18 protein-coding genes are annotated in these 18,464 nt (G+C 72.3%); 7 read left to right on the forward strand and 11 right to left on the reverse strand.

Annotated elements, in window-relative coordinates; all coding sequences use genetic code 11:
* Positions 1-433: 433 nt before the first annotated feature.
* The 5 genes from ACFYXF_RS49215 to ACFYXF_RS49235 form a co-directional block, all read right to left on the reverse strand.
* On the reverse strand, positions 434-1,291 hold the full coding sequence (locus tag ACFYXF_RS49215) for an SGNH/GDSL hydrolase family protein (RefSeq protein ID WP_389360448.1): 858 nt from the start codon (positions 1,289-1,291) through the stop codon (positions 434-436).
* A complete protein-coding gene (locus tag ACFYXF_RS49220) occupies positions 1,288-2,490 on the reverse strand; it encodes a glycosyltransferase (RefSeq protein ID WP_389360450.1) in 1,203 nt (400 codons plus the stop codon). Before ACFYXF_RS49220 ends, ACFYXF_RS49215 begins: the two co-directional genes overlap by 4 nt.
* Positions 2,487-3,611: a glycosyltransferase family 4 protein gene (locus tag ACFYXF_RS49225; RefSeq protein ID WP_389360452.1), complete on the reverse strand. Its 1,125-nt coding sequence runs from the start codon at positions 3,609-3,611 to the stop codon at positions 2,487-2,489. Before ACFYXF_RS49225 ends, ACFYXF_RS49220 begins: the two co-directional genes overlap by 4 nt.
* Before the next feature lie 128 nt (positions 3,612-3,739).
* Positions 3,740-5,170, reverse strand: a complete 1,431-nt coding sequence (locus ACFYXF_RS49230; RefSeq protein ID WP_389360454.1) for a HEAT repeat domain-containing protein — start codon at positions 5,168-5,170, stop codon at positions 3,740-3,742.
* A gap of 301 nt (positions 5,171-5,471) precedes the next feature.
* Positions 5,472-5,864, reverse strand: a complete 393-nt coding sequence (locus ACFYXF_RS49235) for an ankyrin repeat domain-containing protein (protein WP_389360456.1) — start codon at positions 5,862-5,864, stop codon at positions 5,472-5,474.
* 247 nt (positions 5,865-6,111) lie between these two features.
* On the opposite strand from ACFYXF_RS49235, the gene ACFYXF_RS49240 reads away from it, so the two are divergent.
* Positions 6,112-6,306 (forward strand): hypothetical protein, encoded by a 195-nt coding sequence (locus ACFYXF_RS49240; RefSeq protein WP_318318678.1) that lies wholly within the window; start codon positions 6,112-6,114, stop codon positions 6,304-6,306.
* Between the two features lie 37 nt (positions 6,307-6,343).
* Positions 6,344-7,906, forward strand: a complete 1,563-nt coding sequence (locus ACFYXF_RS49245) for an ATP-binding protein (RefSeq protein ID WP_389360459.1) — start codon at positions 6,344-6,346, stop codon at positions 7,904-7,906.
* 174 nt (positions 7,907-8,080) lie between these two features.
* Here the strand turns inward: ACFYXF_RS49245 and ACFYXF_RS49250 are convergent, their stop codons facing one another.
* A complete protein-coding gene (locus ACFYXF_RS49250; RefSeq protein ID WP_389360461.1) occupies positions 8,081-9,580 on the reverse strand; it encodes a PLP-dependent aminotransferase family protein in 1,500 nt (499 codons plus the stop codon).
* Between the two features lie 108 nt (positions 9,581-9,688).
* Here ACFYXF_RS49250 and ACFYXF_RS49255 point away from each other — a divergent pair, with 108 nt between their 5' ends.
* The 4 genes from ACFYXF_RS49255 to ACFYXF_RS49270 all read left to right on the forward strand — a co-directional run bounded on the left by ACFYXF_RS49255 (position 9,689) and on the right by ACFYXF_RS49270 (position 13,153).
* Positions 9,689-10,342, forward strand: a complete 654-nt coding sequence (locus tag ACFYXF_RS49255; RefSeq protein ID WP_389360524.1) for a YitT family protein — start codon at positions 9,689-9,691, stop codon at positions 10,340-10,342.
* On the forward strand, positions 10,339-11,106 hold the full coding sequence (locus tag ACFYXF_RS49260) for a glycerophosphodiester phosphodiesterase (protein ID WP_389360463.1): 768 nt from the start codon (positions 10,339-10,341) through the stop codon (positions 11,104-11,106). The genes ACFYXF_RS49255 and ACFYXF_RS49260 overlap by 4 nt, the downstream gene beginning before the upstream one ends.
* A gap of 43 nt (positions 11,107-11,149) precedes the next feature.
* Positions 11,150-12,511 (forward strand): MFS transporter, encoded by a 1,362-nt coding sequence (locus ACFYXF_RS49265; RefSeq protein ID WP_389360465.1) that lies wholly within the window; start codon positions 11,150-11,152, stop codon positions 12,509-12,511.
* Positions 12,512-12,778: 267 nt separating this feature from the next.
* Positions 12,779-13,153, forward strand: a complete 375-nt coding sequence (locus tag ACFYXF_RS49270; protein WP_003977404.1) for an RNA polymerase-binding protein RbpA — start codon at positions 12,779-12,781, stop codon at positions 13,151-13,153.
* A 213-nt stretch (positions 13,154-13,366) separates the two neighbouring features.
* Here the strand turns inward: ACFYXF_RS49270 and fxsA are convergent, their stop codons facing one another.
* The 5 genes from fxsA to ACFYXF_RS49295 all read right to left on the reverse strand — a co-directional run bounded on the left by fxsA (position 13,367) and on the right by ACFYXF_RS49295 (position 17,676).
* On the reverse strand, positions 13,367-13,948 hold the full coding sequence (gene fxsA / locus ACFYXF_RS49275; RefSeq protein WP_389360467.1) for an FxsA family membrane protein: 582 nt from the start codon (positions 13,946-13,948) through the stop codon (positions 13,367-13,369).
* A 91-nt stretch (positions 13,949-14,039) separates the two neighbouring features.
* On the reverse strand, positions 14,040-14,834 hold the full coding sequence (locus ACFYXF_RS49280; RefSeq protein ID WP_389360469.1) for a polyprenol monophosphomannose synthase: 795 nt from the start codon (positions 14,832-14,834) through the stop codon (positions 14,040-14,042).
* Between the two features lie 233 nt (positions 14,835-15,067).
* Positions 15,068-15,343 (reverse strand): hypothetical protein, encoded by a 276-nt coding sequence (locus ACFYXF_RS49285; RefSeq protein WP_389360471.1) that lies wholly within the window; start codon positions 15,341-15,343, stop codon positions 15,068-15,070.
* Between the two features lie 27 nt (positions 15,344-15,370).
* Positions 15,371-16,978 (reverse strand): amidohydrolase, encoded by a 1,608-nt coding sequence (locus ACFYXF_RS49290; protein WP_389360473.1) that lies wholly within the window; start codon positions 16,976-16,978, stop codon positions 15,371-15,373.
* Between the two features lie 257 nt (positions 16,979-17,235).
* Positions 17,236-17,676, reverse strand: coding sequence for an Lrp/AsnC family transcriptional regulator (locus ACFYXF_RS49295; protein WP_053740313.1), 441 nt, complete (start codon positions 17,674-17,676; stop codon positions 17,236-17,238).
* 267 nt (positions 17,677-17,943) lie between these two features.
* Here ACFYXF_RS49295 and ACFYXF_RS49300 point away from each other — a divergent pair, with 267 nt between their 5' ends.
* Positions 17,944-18,384 carry a hypothetical protein gene (locus ACFYXF_RS49300; protein WP_389360476.1) on the forward strand — a complete coding sequence of 147 codons (441 nt, stop codon included), beginning with the start codon at positions 17,944-17,946 and terminating at the stop codon, positions 18,382-18,384.
* The last annotated feature ends 80 nt before the right edge of the window (positions 18,385-18,464 follow it).

Below are 18,464 nucleotides of genomic sequence, written 5' to 3' on the forward strand. Positions count from 1 at the left end.
CTTCGCCTACGCCGACGAGCCGCCGTAGCCGTACTCAGGCCTGATCCGCGGCCAGGGCCGCCGCCACGGAGTGGGGCGCCCCCAGATCGAGACCAGCACGCGTGCCCCGAGCGCCCCTTCGCCCACGCCGACGAGGCACCGCAATCACGTTCTGCCCCGACACACCACGTAGGCCCTACGCCACGTCCGGCCCAACCCGGCACTCCCCGAGCCCCTTCACCCGCACCGACTCGACGCCGCAACCACCCGCCGCCGCGACACACCACACAAGCCCTACGCCACGTCCAGCCCAACCCGGCGCCCCGCGACCGGCTGAACAGCCAGAGCCGCCACCACCACGTGAGGCGCCCCCCGATCGAAACGGGTGCCCGTGCCACGAGCACCCAGGACACGAGCCCCCGGGCGCTCACGCCAGCCATCCGCGCCATGGGCCCTACGCCACGTCCGGCTCAGCCCCGTGCTCCGCGACCGTCAATGCGGCCAAGGCCGCCGCCACGGCGTGGGACGCCCCCAGGTCGAGGCGGGCGCTGGTGCCACGGGCGCGGTGGCGGACCTCCTGGGCGGCGAGCCGGAGGAGCTGTGGCAGCAGGTCGGTGCAACGTCGCGCCACCCAGCCCGTGCCCGCGGTGGCCAGCCAGCGCAGGCTGGCCGACCGGGTGGGCGCGGGGCGTTCCGGCGCGGCCGACGGGCCTGCCCCGTCCGTGACGCCCGCCTCCGCGAGCAGCGCGTGGAAGCGGACCGCGAGCTGCCGGTGCCCCTGCTCGCCGGGATGGAGCCGGTCCGCGCTCCACATCTCGCGCCCGCTGAGCCACTCGCCCTCGGCGGCGTGCAGATGCACGGCCCCGTATCGCTCGGAGAGCGCGTGGACGACGGTGTTGACCGCCCGCTGCCGCCGGGCCAGCGGGTTGGCCAGGACGCCGGGCAGCCCCAGCATCGCCCCGGGGTCGGGCAGACACGCCGTGAGCAGGAGCGCGCCCCGCTCGGTGAACGCCGCGTACACCTCGTCGAGGCGGGCGGCGACCGCGTGGATGTCGAAGGTGCGGCGCAGGGTGTCGTTCACGCCGATGACCACGGACACCACGTCCGGTTCGAGGTCGAGACCCGCCGGCGTCTGCTTCTCCAGCACGTCGCGTGTCTGGGCCCCGCTGACCGCGAGGTTGGTGAACTCGACCGGCATGTCGCCGAACCCGCCGGCGAGCAGCGCGGCCCAGCCGCGCCACCCGTCGTCCACGGGATCGCCCACCCCCTCGGTCAGCGAGTCGCCGAGCGCCACGAACCGCAGCGGTCTCATCCGACGCCCTCCGGTATCACGGGCCGCACGGGCGCCTCACCGGTGGAAGGCACCCTCGCGTCGTGTGCCGCGAGGAACGCCTCGACCGCGGCCGACCAGCCGAAACACTCCGCACGCGCGCGTGCCTTCTCGCGGCGCTCGTGTTCGGGCCGTCCCAGCAGCAGCCGTACGGCGTCCGCGAAGGCCTCGCCGTCGTCGGCGGCGACGGCCCCGGCGGACCCGATCACCTCGGGCAGCGCGGAGGACGCGCTGACGACCACGGGCGTACCGCAGGCCATGGCCTCCAGCGCGGCGAGCCCGAACGTCTCTGCGGGCCCGGGCGCCAGGCACACGTCGGCGGACGCCTGGAGCCCGCCGAGGAGTGCCCGGTCGGCGACGTGCCCGAGGAAGGTGACCGGCAGCCCGCGATCCCGCGCCCGCTGCTCCAGGCGGGCCCGCAGCGGCCCGTCCCCGGCGACCACGAGCCGCGCCCGCTGTCCGCGCCGCCGCAGCGCCTCCAGGGCGTCCAGCGCCGTTCCGGGCCGCTTCTCGACGGACAGCCGGGAGCACATCACCAGGAGCGTCTCGTCCTCGCGCGCGTGGGCGGCCCGCAGTTCCGGGTCCCGCAGCGACGGGTGCCGCAGGACAAGATCGACGCCCAATGGGGCCCGTACGACATTGCGCGCGCCGATCCGCACGAACTCCCGCTCGGCGAACTCGGTGGTGCACACCACGCGCGCGTAGGTGTGTGCCGTACGGACGTTGAGGGCGTCGGCGGCGCGCCGGGAGAGGTTCTCCGACAGGCCCCAGGTGCGCAGGACGCCGTCGGCGGTCTCGTGGGAGACCATCACCGCGGGGACGCGGGCCCGCCGCGCCCACTTGCCGGTCCACCTGAGGGTCGTCCGGTCGGACACCTCCAGGCGGTCCGGCGCGAGTGATTCGAGCAGGGCGGCGACGCGGCGCTTGTCCGTGAGGACGCGGTAGCCGCCGGTGCCGGGCAGCAGCGGGCCGGGCAGGGTGATCACGCGCCCCTGCTCGGTGTCGCGGTCGCCCGCCCGCTCACCGGGCACGATCAGGACGGGTTCGTGCCCGGCGGCCCGGTAGCCGGTGCCCAGTTCGCGCAGCGCGGTACGCAGGCCGCCCGAGGCGGGGGCGACGAAGTTCGCCAGCCGGACGATGCGCAGCGGTCCGTCCGCGGGGCGTGCTGTCTCGCCGTTCACGCCGCCACCACCGTCCGCGCGGTGAGTATGTCGGCGTAGTGCCCGACGAGCTGGTCGCCGACGGCCGCCCAGGTGCGGTCCTCGACCATCGCCCGCGCGGCGGCGCCGTACGCGGCCCGCAGCGCCGGGTCACCGGCCAGGGACCACACCGCGTCCCGTACGGCGCCGGCGTCGCGCGGCGGGACCAGCAGACCGGTGCGCCCGTGGGCGACCAGGTCCAGCGGTCCGCCGGCGGCGGGCGCGACGACGGGGACGCCGCTCGCCATGGCCTCCTGCACGGTCTGGCAGAAGGTCTCGAACGGTCCGGTGTGCGCGAAGACGTCCAGCGAGGCGAAGATCCGGGCGAGTTCGTCGCCGGTACGGCGGCCCAGGAAGACCGCGCCGGGCAGCTGCTCGCGCAGTCCCGGCTCGCTGGGTCCGTCGCCCACGACGACGACCCGTACGCCGTCGAGGCCGCAGACCCCGGCGAGGAGTTCGACCTGCTTCTCGGGGGCGAGCCGGCCGACGTAGCCGACGATCAGTTCGCCGTTCGGGGCCAGTTCGCGGCGGATGGCCTCGTCGCGCAGTTCGGGGCGGAACCGCACGGTGTCCACCCCGCGCTGCCACAGCTTGACGCGGGGCACACCGTGCGACTCCAGGTCGTGCAGGGCCGCGCTGGACGGCGCGAGGGTGAGGTCGGCGGCGGCGTGGACGGAGCGGATGCGGCGCCAGGCGGCGGCCTCACCCGCGTGGACGTATGTACGAGCGTATCCGGCCAGATCGGTCTGGTAGACGGCAACGGCGGGGATGCCGAGCCGGGCGGCGGCGGCCATGCCGCGTACGCCGAGGATGAAGGGGCTGGCCAGGTGGACGATGTCCGCGCGGTGCTCGGTGATCGCGGCGGCGACGCGTCGGCTGGGGAGGGCGACGCGGACCTGGGGGTAGCCCGGGAGCGGTAGGGAGGGGACACGGACGACGGGGCACGGCGCCGAGGCGTCGGGCCCGGTCCCGGCGGCGGTGGCCGGGGCGACGACGAGGGGAACGTGACCGCGATCGACGAGGTGCCGGGCGGTCTGGAGCGCGCAGTGGGCCACGCCGTTCACATCGGGGGGAAAGGATTCGGTCACGATGACGACACGCATAGGGGTGTTGTCGCCGTACTGGACGTGCTCGCGTCAACGTCGATCTTTCCGGCCGGGGAACGTCCCGTGAGCGTTGCGCACCGCCCCCTCGCAGGTCGGCGCGCGTCCATACGCTCCTGACCTCCGAGTCACCCCCCGTTCATGCGATGGGTGAAATCAGGCCCGATACGGCTTCTTACGGCTGTCTGGACCTCGGCCTCCTCGGCCGGGTCCGCGGCGAGTCGGCGCAGCTGCTCGACGACCCTGGCGTCACCGGTCTCGGCGTGCCGGGCGGCGACCTCGCGGGTGGTCTCCTCGCAGTCCCACAGGCATTCGACGGCGAAGCCGGCGGCGAAGGAGGGATCGGTGGCGGCGAGGGCCCGGGCGGCCCGGCCGCGCAGATGGGACGAGGCGGTCTCGCGGTACACATGGCGCAGGACGGGGGCCGCGCAGACGATGCCGAGCCGTCCCGCGCCGTCCACCAGGGTCCACAGGGTCGGCGCGTCGGGCCCTTCGCCCCGTACGGCCTCCCGCAGGGCGCCGAGGACGAGGTCGCTGTCCCGGGTGCCGCCCAGGCACGCGAGCATCCGTCCGGCGGCCGCGCCCAGGGGGTCGGGCCGGTGGACCCACCCGCGCGCGCGGTCGACGGCGGCGATACTGCGCATGCGTTCGAAGGAGTCGACGGCGGCCTCCACGACGGCCGTCGTGCCGTCGGCGATCGCGCCCTCGATCAGGTCGAGGGCGTCGGGATCATTGCCGTCGGCGAGATAGCGAAGGGCCGTACAGCGGGCGCCGTCGCCGCCGCTGCGGGCCGCCTCCAGGATCTGGGGCCGGTCCTCTGGGCCCGCCACAGCCGTGAGACAGCGCGCGGCGGGCACATGGAGCACGGCGCCGCGGTCGATGCCCTGCTGGGCCCATTCGAAGACGGCCTGCACACTCCAGCCCGGGCGGGGTCCGGACGGTCGCATCTGGCGTTGCCAGCGGTCGAAGCAGCCGGTCTCCTGAGCGGCACGCACGCGTGTGGAGACCGATTCGCGCGGATCGTCGGCCCACAGCCGCCAGGGCCGTGGCTCGAACGCGTCGCGCACGGCGGCGGCGAGTTCGGCCTCGCCCTCCGCGTCGGTGCCGAAGCGGGCCAGCACGGGGGCGGCGAGGGCGCGCAGCCCCGCGTCGTCGTCCCTGAGCGCCAGTTCGTCCAGCGCCCAGGCCCAGCTGGTGCCGGTGGCGGCGTACCTGCGCAGCAGTTCGAGCGCGTCGCGCCTGCCGTACGAGGCGAGGTGCCCGAGGACCGCGAGGGCGAGCCCGGTGCGTGACTCGTCGGTGTCGAGGACGTCCTCGGCGTCGAAGAGATGGGCCTCGATCTCGTCCACCTCGCCATGGAGGTCGACATAGAGACGGGCGTAGTAAAGGGAGCGGTTCTCCACCTGCCAGTCGTGGCGGGGGTCGCGGAGCACGCAGTGGTTCAGCGCCGCGAGCGCCTCGGCGCGCGGTGCGGTGAGCGCGTGCAGCGTGCCGTCGCCGCGGCCCCTCTGGAGCAGGCCGAGCAGCGTACCGCTGGGCGCTATGACCGGATCGAACATGGGAAACAGCCTCACATCAAGCGTCGACGCAACCGGGATCTTGCTTTACCTGGCCACGTGACAACACGTCGGAGCGTCCGCCGTTTCCTGCTTGCTGTAGACCATGTTCCTCTGCCTCTCGTAGGTGGGCCCATGCGGACCGCCTCACGGCCCGCGCGGTGCGGCAACCCCTGCCCAGCCATCGCGTCCGTGAATCACGACGTCATGATGACCCGGCTGTTCAAGCTGCCGCGACCGTATTTCCGGCGGCCCCGTTCCGCCTCCCCCGTTTTCCGTGTCTTTGCTGATCAGTGCGTACGGCTCAGTGCGCGCCGAACAGCTCCAGCAGTTCCGTCTTGCCGAACATCCGTGCGGTGTCAACGGCCGAGGGCATGCCCGCGGCCGGATTGGCGCCTCCTTCGAGGAGGGCCTGGATGACGTCCTGCGCACCCTTGAAAACGGCCCCGGCGAGCGGGGTCTGACCCCGGTCGTTCACCCGGTTCCCGTCGGCACCGCGCGCGAGGAGCGCCCGGACCGCGTCGGCGTGCCCGTGATAGGCGGCGAGCATCACCAGGGAGTCGCCGCGGTCGTTGGTGAGGTCGGCCGGGACGCCCGCGTCGACGTACGCCACGAGTGCCTCGGTCTGCCCCTCCCGGGCCAGATCGAAGATCTTGGTCGCCAGCTCCACGACATCGGGGTCGGGGGCTTCGCTCATCGGCCGGACCGCCTCTCGTTACAACCGTACGGGTGAATCGTCAGCGTACTGGCTCGGCAGGCTCATGGCCCGACACCTCGGCGGCAAAGATCAGCACACCCGAACGGCACCGAATGACACCCAACAGGTCCGCCAGCGGAGTGAAATACGCCGAAATTCACTCGATTGCACCTTTTATCGTATGGATACATGCGGTGATCCTGGAAGAACTCATGGTGACTGTCCCCACCACACCAGGAGATCTCTCATGATCCTCTCCATCTCAGGCGTCGTTCTGCTCGGCATCATCGTCTTCCTGTTCTTCAAGAAGGACGGGCTGAAGGCGTCGCACGCCTTCGTGGCCGCGCTGTTCGGCTTCTACCTCGCGAGCACCGCCATCGCTCCGAGCATCAAGGCCGGCGGCGAGAGCCTGGCGGGCCTGCTCGGCGGAATCAAGTTCTGACGTCCCTCCCGCCCGCACGCACCTCCAGGAGACAGCAGTGGTCCGGCGCCCCCTCCCCCGCATCCTGAGCAACGGCAGCGCACAGATCGCCCGGAGCCGGGAGCTGGCCCGGACCGCGGCCGACAGCGCCACTGACGTCCTCCATCCGCTGATCACGATCAGCAGGGGGCTGCGCCGACTGGCTGCGGCCGGGCGGCGCAAGTGGGCGGACACGCCCAAGGACAAGCGCGGGCCGCTGCTGTTCATGGTGGCCTCGATGGTCCTGGTCGTGGCTCTCGTGCCCTACGGCCCGCTGCTCGCCGTCATCTCGGTGATGGCGGCAGCGGCCTGGCACGGCAGGGACCGCGCCCCGGCGGAGCCCGAGGGCCCCGACGAGTCCCAGACCCAGCGCCTCCAGTCCCTGCACGAGGCACTGGTCCCCTACTTCTCGACCCCCGACGACCCCGATCCCCTGTACGCCCACGGCGGCGACTGGGAGAAGACCTTCCCCGCGTACGAGTTCGACGGCACCGGCCGCATCTCGCACCTGCTGGTGCGCTACCCGGCGTACTTCACCGACGGCGAGGCCGACTCCCGCGCGCGGATCGAGCAGTTGCTGCACGCCAAGTCGGGCCGGGGCCGTGAATACCACTTCGCGTGGGACGAAGAGGGCAACCAGCTCACGGTCACGGTCCTGCCGCCCCTCCCCACCGACATCGCCGCGCAGCGTTTCGTCACGTCCCCCGGCGAGACGGTGCTCGGCTTCACCGACCCCACCCAGGTCCAGCGCACGCTCCCCCTCGGCCACGGCGAGGAGCAGCGTGACGTCCCGCCGGTCGTCTGGCGCACGGGCCCCCGCTCCACCGAACCGCACCTCCTGGTGATGGGCGAGCCCGGCACCGGCACGACGACACTCCTGCGCTCGATCGCCCTCCAGGCCCTCCAGTACGGCGATGTCCTGATCGTCGACGGCAGCGGCACCGGCGAGTACGCGTGCCTGACCGGCCGGGACGGCGTCCTGGCCGTCGACTGTGCCCCCACTGGAGCCCTGGCGAGCCTGGAATGGGCCGCCCACGAGACGGAACGCCGGCTGATCGCGGCCAACCAGGCCCGCCAGGCCGGTCAGCCCCTCCCCGACGACACCCGACGCCCGCTCTGGCTCCTCCTCGACCGCCCCGGAGCCCTCGCCCACCTGGCCACCGCCGACGGCCACCGCGATCCCCAGTCCCTGCTGCAGGTCCCCCTGCGGCACGGCCGGGCGGCGAACGTCACGGTCGTGGTGGCGGAACAGTTCGACAGCGCGGACACCCTCAGCGACGCCGTACGTCAGCACACGCGCGCGCGTGTCGTCCTCGGCGCCGTGTCTCCCGCCCAGGCGGAAGCGGTCCTGGGCGCGCCCCCGCACACGACGCCGGTCCAGGTCATGCCCCCGGGCCGCGGCTACGCCCGCCTGGGCACGGGCCCGGTCCACCGCCTCCAGGTCCCGGCCACCCCGGACCCCCACGACGACGCGACGAGCGACGCGCAGCGGCAGGCGGTACTGGAGCTGCTGCCGCCTCGGACGACTCCGGCCGACCTGGAGCCGGTGCCCGTCGAGGCTGCGGTGGCGGAGGGCGCGTAGCAGCCGCCGTCTGCGGGCATGCGTGCCGCCTGGGGCGGCACGGGTGGGCGCAGGCGGCACCCCGTCAGCGCCGGGCCGCGCGTCCCACCCCCGGGCAGCAGCATCGCTCGCCCCGCTTGTGGGGTGCCGCTTCTGTGGGACGGGTGCCGCCCCTAGCGGCACGCATGCCCGCAGCTATGCCACGAACGTGCGCGGGGACTCCCCTCCCCCTGACCCCCCGCTCATCACAATCCGCGCCGCCGCAGCCAACCGAACCGCCGCCTCGTCCGCCACCGCTCCCCCCACGGTGAACGGCAGCCGCACATACCCCTCGAAGGCCCCGTCGACCCCGAAGCGCGGCCCCGAGGGCACCCGTACCCCCACCCGCTCCCCCGCCTCGGCGAGCCGCGACCCCGACAGCCCACCCGTACGCACCCACAGCGTGAGCCCGCCCCGCGGCACCGTGAACTCCCAGTCCGGCAGCTCCCGTCGTACCGCCGCGACCAGCGCGTCCCGGTTGTCGCGGGCCTGTTCGCGGCGCATCTGGACCGCCTGCTCCCAGCCGCCCGTGCTCAGCAGCCAGTTGATGGCCAGCTGTTCGAGTACGGGGGTGCCCAGGTCCGCGTAGGCGCGCGCGGCGACCAGGCTGCGGATCACGTCCGGAGCAGCCCGGACCCAGCCGATGCGCATCCCGGCCCAGAATGCCTTGCTCGCCGAACCCACCGTGATGACCGTGGACCCGGCGGGGTCGAAGCCGCACACCTGCCTCGGCATCTCCACGTCCGGGTCCAGCCACAGCTCGGTCATCGTCTCGTCGGCGACGAGCACCGTGCCCGCCGACCGGGCCGCGTCCACGAGCTGGCGCCGCTGGTCCTCGTCGGCGAGGGCGCCGGTGGGGTTGTGGAAGTCGGCGACGACGTACGCGATCCGGGGCGCCGCCTCGCGCAGGACCTGGCGCCAGCGGTCCAGGTCCCAGCCGGCGAGCCCCTCGGCCATCGCGACGGGCACGAGCCGGGCACCCGCCTCCCGCATCAGCTGGAGGATGTTGGCGTACGAAGGCGATTCCACGGCGATGCGTTCGCCCCGGCCGGAGAAGAGATGACAGATCGCGTCTATGGCGCCCATCGCGCCGGTCGTCACCATGATCTGTTCGGGCATGGTGGGGATCCCGCGCGCGGTGTACCGCTCGGCGATCATCGCGCGCAGCGCGGGCAGCCCGGCCGGGTAGTCGCCGTGCGTGTGCGCGTACGGGGGCAGTTCCTCCAGGGCGCCCTGGACGGCGCGGGTGAGCCAGGGCTCGGGCGCGGGCAGGGCCGCCGTACCGAGATCGATCACCGAACCGAGCGCCTCAGGGGGCAGCGGTTCGAGCCCGCGCGCGGGAAGTGGGTTACCCGCGGGTACAGCGGTCCAGCTGCCCGCGCCTCGTCTGGACTCCAGGAAGCCCTCGGCGCGCAGCGCCTCGTAGGCGGCGGCGACCGTGGTGCGACTGACGGAGAGTGCGAGGGCCAGCTCGCGTTCGGCGGGGAGGCGGGCGGCGACCGGAACCCGGCCTTCCAGGACCAGTAGGCGGATGCCGTCGGCCAGTGAGCGGTAGGCGGGCGGACGGCGGGTGCCGGGACCCGCGGGACGGTCCTGCTGAGAGGTGAGCAGCCGAGCGAGCTGCGCGGTACCCACCGCCGAAGTCCACTGCACCATCCGAATCAGTCCACCTTCCCCTAATTGGCCATGGATGCGATTGATTCCCAAGCCACAGGGTGTCATGTGCCAGGCCACTACCACCACAGGGGGCAGCTCGTGAGTTCGTTGTCGGCGCAGGACCGTCTCGGGCGACGGCTGATCCAGCTCTACATCGGTCTCGCGTTGTACGGCGCCAGCTCGGCGCTGCTCGTCGAATCGGGCCTCGGTCTGGAGCCCTGGGGCGTGCTGCACCAGGGGCTGGCCGAGCTGACCGGGCTGACCATCGGCGTCGTGTCGATCTTCGTGGGGGCCGCCGTGCTGCTCCTGTGGATCCCGTTGCGCCAGCGCCCGGGCCTGGGCACGGTCTCGAACGTCTTCGTCGTCGGCCTCGCCATGGACGGCACGCTCGCCCTGGTCCCCGACACCCACGCTCTCGCCGCCCGCGTCCCGCTCCTGGTGGCGGGAATCGTCCTCAACGGCGTGGCCACCGGCCTGTACATCGCGGCGAGCTTCGGCCCGGGCCCGCGCGACGGCCTGATGACCGGCCTCCACCGGCGCACCGGCCGCTCGATCCGCCTCGTGCGTACGGCGATCGAGCTGGCGGTGGTGGCGACGGGCTTCGTCCTGGGCGGCACGGTGGGGGTCGGAACGGTGCTGTACGCGGTGGCGATCGGACCGCTGGCACAACTGTTCCTGCGCGTTTTCGCCGCCCCGGCGGCATCGGACCGCAGCCCGGCCGTTGCCGCCGGTCAACCGGAAGCGGCGATACTGCGACCGTGACCACGCGGATACGCCATCCCTACCTCGACCATCCCGGCCCGATCCCCTTCGCCCACAGGGGCGGAGCGGCGGACGGGCTGGAGAACACGATGCTCCAGTTCCGGCGGGCGGTCGACGCGGGCTACCGCTACCTGGAGACCGACGTCCACTGCACGGCGGACGGAAAACTCGTCGCCCTCCACGACTCGACGCTGGACCGGGTGACGGACGGCGGCGGCCTGATCGCGGACCTCCCCTGGTCCGACGTACAGCACGCGCGCGTGGCGGGCAGCGAACCGGTGCCCCTCTTCGAGGACCTGCTCGAAGCCTTTCCCGAGGCGCGCTGGAACGTCGACGTCAAGGCCGAGCCCGCGCTGCGCCCGCTGCTCGATCTGATCGAGCGCACCGGGTGCTGGGACCGGATCTGTGTCGGCTCCTTCTCCGAGGCACGCGTGGTGCGCGCCCAGCGGCTCGCGGGTCCGCGGCTGGCGACCTCGTACGGCACCCGGGGCGTCCTCAACCTGCGGCTGCGCTCCTGGGGTGTGCCCGTGGGGGTGCGCCGGTCGGCGGTCGCGGCCCAGGTTCCCGAGTCGCAGTCGGGCATCCCGGTGGTCGACCGGGCCTTCGTGCGCACCGCCCACGCGCGCGGGCTGCACGTCCATGTGTGGACGGTCAACGATCCCGATCGCATGCACCGGCTCCTGGACCTGGGAGTCGATGGCATCATGACCGATCACATCGACACGTTGCGCAAGGTTCTGGAGGACCGGGGCACCTGGTTCTGACGCCCCGCGCGCACCGCCTTCACGGGGAAAGCGAGGGGCACGGGTGGGTACCGACACCGTGCGGGACGAGGCGGCCGACGAAGCCGCCGGGCGCAAGCGCGAGCAGCGCGGCTGGTACTTCTACGACTGGGCGTGCTCCGTCTACTCGACGAGCGTGCTCACCGTGTTCCTGGGCCCCTATCTGACGTCGGTCGCCGAAGAGGCGGCCGACGCGGACGGGTTCGTGCATCCGCTGGGCATACCGGTGCGCGCGGGCTCGTACTTCGCGTACTCGGTGTCCCTGTCGATCATCGTGGCGGTGCTGGTGATGCCCCTGGTGGGCGCCGCCGCCGACCGCACGGGCCGGAAGAAGCCGCTGCTGGGGGCCGCCGCGTACGTGGGCGCCACGGCGACGACAGGCATGTTCTTCCTCGACGGCGACCGCTATCTGCTCGGCGGGCTGCTGCTGGTCGTCGCCAACGCGGCCCTGTCCGTCTCGATGATGCTCTACAACTCCTACCTCCCCCAGATCGCCCCGGTCGAGGAGCGCGACGCGGTCTCCTCGCGCGGGTGGGCGTTCGGCTACGCGGCGGGCGCCCTGGTCCTCGTCGCCAACCTGGTGCTGTACACGGCCCACGACTCCTTCGGGCTCTCCGAAGGCATGGCCGTCCGCATCTGTCTGGCCTCGGCGGGCCTGTGGTGGGGCGCCTTCACCCTCGTACCCCTGCGCAGGCTCCGCGACCGCCGGGCCGCCGCCGAGGAGGGCGCGCCGAAGGAGCCCACCTCCCCGGGGCTGCGGCAGCTCGCGGCGACCGTCCGCGACATGCGCCGCCACCCGCTCACCCTCTCCTTCCTGCTCGCCTACCTCGTCTACAACGACGGCATCCAGACCGTGATCTCCCAGGCCTCGGTGTACGGCTCCGAGGAACTCGGGCTCGGCCAGTCCACGCTCATCGGGGCGATCCTGCTGGTGCAGGTGCTCGCGGTGGCGGGAGCGCTGGCGATGGGCCGACTGGCCCGGGTCTACGGGGCCAAGCGGACGATTCTCGGATCCCTGGTGGCGTGGACGGTGACCCTGGCGGCGGGGTACTTCCTGCCGGCCGGCGCTCCGGTGTGGTTCTTCGTGCTGGCCGCCGGGATCGGCCTGGTCCTCGGCGGCAGCCAGGCCCTGTCCCGGTCGCTGTTCTCGCATCTGGTGCCGCCCGGCAAAGAGGCCGAATACTTCTCGGCGTACGAGATGAGCGACCGGGGTATGAGCTGGCTCGGTCCACTTCTGTTCGGGATCACCTATCAACTGACCGGAAGCTACCGGGACGCGATCATCTCGCTCGTGGCCTTCTTCGTCCTCGGGTTCGCGCTGCTCGCGCGGGTTCCGGTGGGCCGGGCGATCCGCGACGCGGGCAATCCCGTTCCCGAAAGGATTTAGCATCCACGGCAAAAGAGCGGTAGTGTACGCCGTTGGCCTGCCAGGCGTACCGTTACTGCGCGTCAAAGATGATGAAACGCTGGGTGACATCTGCTTGCAGATGTGACAAACCGGGCGCTGGTGGGTACAACAAGGGGCGGCTACGACGGCGACGCATGACCCGAAACGGGACACGGGACGGGAATCTTTACCGCCGACCGGACGTTGACCGGATGACGACGACAGCGACACCTGTCCTGTGGGCGACAAGCCCGGGAGGCACGATTCATGAGTGAGCGAGCTCTTCGCGGCACGCGCCTCGTGGTGACCAGCTACGAGACGGACCGCGGCATCGACCTGGCCCCGCGCCAGGCCGTGGAGTACGCATGCGAGAAGGGGCATCGCTTTGAGATGCCCTTCTCGGTCGAGGCGGAGATCCCGCCGGAGTGGGAGTGCAAGGTCTGCGGGGCCCAGGCACTCCTCGTGGACGGCGACGGCCCTGAGGAGAAGAAGGCCAAGCCCGCGCGTACGCATTGGGACATGCTGATGGAGCGGCGCACCCGCGAGGAACTCGAAGAGGTCCTTGAGGAGCGACTGGCCGTACTCCGCTCCGGAGCGATGAACATCGCGGTACATCCGCGGGACAGCCGCAAGTCCGCATAGTCCCTCCGGGGGCTGGGCGGCATACAACGCACGCGTGACACCGCGGGTGCCGTACGTGAGGTTTGCGTACGGTGCCTGCGGTTTTGCGTTTTCGTGGCGGGTCCGTGGGGGTTGCGGTTCCTGGGGCTGCGCCCCAGACCCCCTTCGCCCTTCGGGCTCGTCCTCAAACGCCGGACGGGCTGGAAATCCCAGCCCGCCGACCGGTGATCCCAGCTAACTGTTCAGCGGCGGGCGCTGCTCGCCCCGTGCGTCCGTGCCGTCCTCGCGAATGACCTCGCCCGGGACCACCTTGCCGTCCGGGCGGTGCATACGGGCCTGCTGGAAGGCGTCGCCCAGGGTGCCCGGGGTCGCCTCCCTCAGTTTGCGTTCGAAGGTGCGTTCCGCGTAGCGGCTGATCGCCTTCTGGAGCGGGGGAATCAGCAGGAGCAGGCCCACCGCGTCCGAGATCAAACCGGGCAGCATCAGCAGCAGGCCGCCGAGCATCATCAGGCCGTTGCCCTCGCTGCCGCCGGGGCGGGCCGCGGCCGCCGTCGGCATGCCGCCCTGCTGCTGTTGCAGCGTCTCCGTGAGGTTGCGGAAGGCCCGGCGGCCGGCCCGCTTGATGACCACGGAACCGAGCACGAAGCCGGCGACGAGGAGCAGGAAGACCGTGAAGCCGCTCGCCGCGCCGGCGACCACGGTCAGCAGCCAGATCTCCAGCACCAGCCAGGCGGCGATGCCCAGCGGCAGGAAGGTGCGCAGCCGGGAACGCCGCGGCCGGGCGGGGTATGTGGGAATCGGTGCGCCAGTCGTCATACGTCCAGTGTGCCTGGGCCGGGCTCAGCACGGGATAAGCAGATGATCAACGGAGCCTGTGAAGTCGTACCGGTATGTCCGGGACGGGCCGCTACGGCTTCCTGGTCCTGCCGCGGGCCTTGTTCACTCGCTCCGCCACGCCCCACGTCGTGACCCGCCAGAGCGCCTCGACCAGGATGTCTCGGCTCATCTTGGAGTCGCCGTGCTCGCGCTCGACGAAGGTGATCGGCACCTCGACGACGTGATAGCCGGCCCTGATCGCGCGACGGGCCAGGTCGACCTGGAAGCAGTAGCCCTGCGAGGCGACCTCGTCGAGGCCGAGGCCTTCGAGGGTCTCGCGGCGGAAGGCACGGTAGCCGCCGGTGACATCCCGGATGGGTACGTCGAGCAGGACCCGGGAGTAGAGGCTGCCGCCACGGGAGATGAACTCGCGGGACTTGGGCCAGTTGACCACCCGGCCGCCGGGCACCCAGCGGGAGCCGAGGACCAGGTCGGCACCCTTGAGGGCGGTCAGCAGGCGGGGCAGTTCCTCGGGCTGGTGGGAGCCGTCCGCGTCCATCTCGATCAGGACGCCGTAGCCGTTCTCCATGCCCCAGCGGAAGCCCGCGAGGTAGGCGGCACCGAGCCCTTCCTTGCCCTTGCGGTGCAGCACCTGGACCTGGTCGTCGTCGACGGCCAGTTCGTCGGCGAGCTTGCCGGTGCCGTCGGGGCTGTTGTCGTCCGCCACGAGAACGTGGACGTCGGGGACGGCCTCGCGCACCCGGCCCACGATCTTCTTGATGTTCTCCGCCTCGTTGTAGGTCGGAATGATCACCAAGGCCGTGCCGAGCGGGCCGAACCGCCGCCCCTGGGCTTCTGCCGCGAGGGTCCCGTCGCCGTCGTTCACTGCTGCCCCTTCAAGTCCGTACGCAGAGGTCCACCATAGTGGCCGCAGCCTGCGCCGAAACGTCGGCACGTTCGTACAGGGGTGTCTATTCGGGAAGAGACGGGTAAGGAGTCCGCTTCGTCACCTGTGCGCACTGCGGATCGGGGCCCGGCGCCCTTCGGGCCGACCTGGGACCCGCTGGCTGCGGGTCGACCGAAAGCCGTTGTCTACTGGACGTCCGGGCCCCACCCGGGTCACACCTTGCCGGCCGGGTGGAACGTTCCGTCGCCGTGGCGCGGGCGCTGGGCCTGGCTGCCAGTGACGGTGCGCCGGTGCGGCACACCATCCCTGACCCAGCGGCGCTGCGGCGACTGCTCGGAGGTTCCCCGGTCGGGCGTCCGGTGGTGGACCCGGCCGAACCTACCGGCCACCTGCCGTCGGCTGTCAACAGCTGCTTGACCTGCGGTTCTTTCCTCAATCGCCTGGTCAACGCCGAGGATACGCAGGTCGCGCGACGGCGTGTCGGCCATCGATCCGTACCGCGCCACCCCGGGAGATCACTCGCCCGGCCGTACGAACACCGTTCGTCCGCCCACCACCGTGCGCAGACAGACGGGAAGGTCGGCGCCCGGGGTGAGATCGGGCAGGCCCGGGGTACCGGAGCGGGGGTCGGTGGACCAGCGGGCGACCCGGTCGTCGGGGGCCTGGACGAGGAGGGCGCCGGTGCGCCACACGGCGTAGTCCGCGGGCGCGCCCGGCACCAGGACGCCCGCGTCGTCGCGACCGACGGCCCGCCAGCCGCCCCGGGTGTGGGCGGTGAACGCGGCGCGGACCGAGATGCGGTGCTCCGGGGTCTGGTGGAAGGCCGCGGCGCGGACCGTGCCCCAGGGGTCCAGCGGGGTGACGGGGCTGTCCGAGCCCAGGGCGAGCGGGACGCCGGCCTTCAGGAGGGCCGCGAAGGGGTTCAGGGCACGCGCGCGGTCCGCGCCGAGGCGCTGGGCGTACATGCCGTCCTCACCGCCCCACAGGGCGTCGAAGGCGGGCTGTACGGACGCGGTGAGGCCCAGTTCCGCGAAGGCGGCGATGGTCTCGGGGGTGAGCAGCTCGGCGTGCTCGACGCGGTGCCGGGCGGCGCGGATCCGGGGCAGGCCGACCTTCTCGGCGGCGGCGCGGACGCCCTCGACCACGGAGGTCACGGCGGCGTCCCCGATGGCGTGGAAGCCCGCCTGGAGGCCCGCCTCGGTACAGGCGACGACATGGGCGGCGACGGCGGCGGTGTCCAGGTACGCGGTGCCCGTGTGGCCGTCCTCGTCGCTGTACGGCTCGTGCAGGCAGGCGGTGTGGGAGCCGAGGGCGCCGTCGACGAACAGGTCACCGGCGGCGCCGAGCGCGCCCAGGGCACGGGCCTTCTCGACATCCTGTTCGGCCCAGTAGCCGACGACGCGGGGGCCAGGCTCCTCGGCGGCGAGGCGGAGCAGCCCGGTGAAGTCGTCCTCCGAGGAGATCTCCGGCCCGGCGCACTCGTGGACGGAGCCGATGCCGAGCGAGGCGGCGCGGGCGAGGGCGGCCCGCTGGGCCTCGGTGCGCTGTGCCGGGGTCACCGCGCCCAGGGCGGCGGCCCGGACCGTGTGGTGGGCGTCGCCGGTCAGCGGGGCGTCGGGGCGGCCGGTGTCGCCCTGGACCAGGTCGAGCAGTGCCGTCGTCACAACCGCCGAGTGGACGTCGATCCGGCTGAGGTACAGCGGGCGTCCACCGGTGGCCGCGTCCAGTTCGGCGCGGGTCGGCGGGCGGCCGCCGGGCCAGCGGGCGGCGTCCCAGCCGTGGCCGAGCAGGACGCGGTCGGCCGGGCGGGCGGCGGCGAACTCTCGTACGAGGGTGAGGGCCGCGTCGAGGGAGGGGGCGTCGGAGAGGTCGAGGCCGGTGAGGGCGAGTCCCGTGGCGGTGGTGTGCACATGTGCGTCGGTGAACGCCGGGGTGACGAGGGCGCCGTCGAGGTCGATCACCTCGTCCGCCGCGCCCGCGAAGGCGTCTGCGGCGCCTTCCGAGCCGACCCAGGCGATGTGGCCTCGCTCGACGACCATCGCGGTCGCGAAGGGGTCTGCGGGGCTGTGGACTTCGCCGCCGCGGAGGAGGACGGTGTCGGGCTGGGCTGGGCGTTCACTCATGAGGACAGTTTCCCGCGTGACCTCACCGGCGCTGCACCTGGGGCGGGTTGTCGCGGTGCCCGGCGCTGTGGGCTGTGCCCACCCGTTCCGCCCTGCGGAACGCCTGCCCACAGCGGTGGGCGGTGCGGAGCCGCTGCCTCGCAGCGCTTGCGCGGGATGCCTGGCCGCAGCGGGGCGGGGTGGCGGTACCGGGAACGCTTGCCCGCAGCGGGGCGGAGCGGGGCCGACTGCCCTCAGCCGGGGCCGACGTCAGATGGTCAGATCTTCGGAGGTCTCGCCTCGTACGGTGTGGACAGGACCACCGTCGTGCGGGTCGAGACGCCTGCCAGGGTGCGGACCCTGGCCAGGAGTTCCTCCAGCTCGTGGGGGGTGGCCACGCGGACCTTGAGGATGTAGTTCTCCTCGCCCGCCACGCTGTGGCATGCCTCGAGTTCCGGGACGTCCCGGAGGCGTTCCGCGATGTCGTCCGGGGCGCTGGGGTCGAAGGGTTTCACCGAGATGAAGGCCGTCATGGGCAGTCCCACGGCCTCCGGGTCGACGACCGCGGCGTAACCGCGGATGACGCCACGCTGTTCCAGCCGGCGCACCCGCTGGTGCACGGCAGACGTGGACAGGCCCGTGGCCTTGCCCAGGTCGGTGTAACTCATCCGCCCGTCCTTGACGAGCAGCTGCACGATCTGTCGGTCCAGCTCCTCCATGGCGCAGAACCTACAGTGCGGTTGATCTCCTCCGATACCTGAGCGGTGCAGGTCATGCCCTGTTCGTGATGTGACGAGGAGCGTCCTGTGAGCCGACTGAGGGACAAAAGCAACGCCACGGGCACCTGCGAGCGGCATGTGACGAACGCCACAGCCCTCGAACATGCTCCGTGATGGTCTCGTGATTACCGCCGAGACGGGGCGGGAAGTGCTTGCTGTGGTCGAGGCCGCAGCGCCTTGTCGGCCCAGCCCGAGGGGGAGTAACCCATGCAGAGTCTTAAGCGCCCTGGTCGCACCGCGCCCAAGAGGCCCCAGTTGGTCGTCGAACCCGAGCCGGAGGGCGTCGAACCCGACGCACTCGATGGCGAGGAACTCGACGACTACGACACCTTCGAGATGTTCCGGGTGATCTGCCCGGACTGCGCGCAGCCCATCGCGCTGCTCGCGGACGAGGAGATCCTGCCGGAGCACGCGCTGTGTGCTTCGCCGTGGAACCCGTTCGGGCTCACGGTCTGCGCCGGTACGGGCCGGGCGGCGGCCGATGCCCGGCCCACGGACGACGAGTCCGCCAAGCCCCAGGAGCAGCACACCGCCCTGCTGTTGACGCTCCCTCAGGGACTCGACTGGCGGACCCAGCCCTTCTCGCACGTCGGCGGCCCGGGCTCACGCCCGATGCGGGTCCCCGAGATGCGGCGCGACGCCGCCTGAGCGCATCCGCTCGAACCTCCTGACTGTCCCTGCACCACAGCTCGCACGTCTGTGCCGTGGTGCGGGTCCGGCGTGCGCGC

Origin of the sequence: Streptomyces sp. NPDC002680 (assembly GCF_042889145.1) — a bacterium.
In the GTDB taxonomy this organism is placed as follows: Bacteria; Actinomycetota; Actinomycetes; order Streptomycetales; family Streptomycetaceae; genus Streptomyces; species Streptomyces adonidis.

Bases quoted from the DNA above. Each gene is read 5' to 3' on its own strand.
- ACFYXF_RS49240 (WP_318318678.1), top strand. From the start codon at position 6,112: ATGATCCTCTCCATCTCAGGCGTCGTTCTGCTCGGCATCATCGTCTTC.
- ACFYXF_RS49270 (WP_003977404.1), top strand. From the start codon at position 12,779: ATGAGTGAGCGAGCTCTTCGCGGCACGCGCCTCGTGGTGACCAGCTAC.
- ACFYXF_RS49285 (WP_389360471.1), bottom strand. From the start codon at position 15,343: ATGGCCGACACGCCGTCGCGCGACCTGCGTATCCTCGGCGTTGACCAG.
- fxsA (WP_389360467.1), bottom strand. From the start codon at position 13,948: ATGACGACTGGCGCACCGATTCCCACATACCCCGCCCGGCCGCGGCGT.
- ACFYXF_RS49295 (WP_053740313.1), bottom strand. From the start codon at position 17,676: ATGGAGGAGCTGGACCGACAGATCGTGCAGCTGCTCGTCAAGGACGGG.
- ACFYXF_RS49250 (WP_389360461.1), bottom strand. From the start codon at position 9,580: ATGGTGCAGTGGACTTCGGCGGTGGGTACCGCGCAGCTCGCTCGGCTG.
- ACFYXF_RS49300 (WP_389360476.1), top strand. From the start codon at position 17,944: ATGCAGAGTCTTAAGCGCCCTGGTCGCACCGCGCCCAAGAGGCCCCAG.
- ACFYXF_RS49225 (WP_389360452.1), bottom strand. From the start codon at position 3,611: ATGCGTGTCGTCATCGTGACCGAATCCTTTCCCCCCGATGTGAACGGC.
- ACFYXF_RS49230 (WP_389360454.1), bottom strand. From the start codon at position 5,170: ATGTTCGATCCGGTCATAGCGCCCAGCGGTACGCTGCTCGGCCTGCTC.
- ACFYXF_RS49215 (WP_389360448.1), bottom strand. From the start codon at position 1,291: ATGAGACCGCTGCGGTTCGTGGCGCTCGGCGACTCGCTGACCGAGGGG.
- ACFYXF_RS49235 (WP_389360456.1), bottom strand. From the start codon at position 5,864: ATGAGCGAAGCCCCCGACCCCGATGTCGTGGAGCTGGCGACCAAGATC.
- ACFYXF_RS49290 (WP_389360473.1), bottom strand. From the start codon at position 16,978: ATGAGTGAACGCCCAGCCCAGCCCGACACCGTCCTCCTCCGCGGCGGC.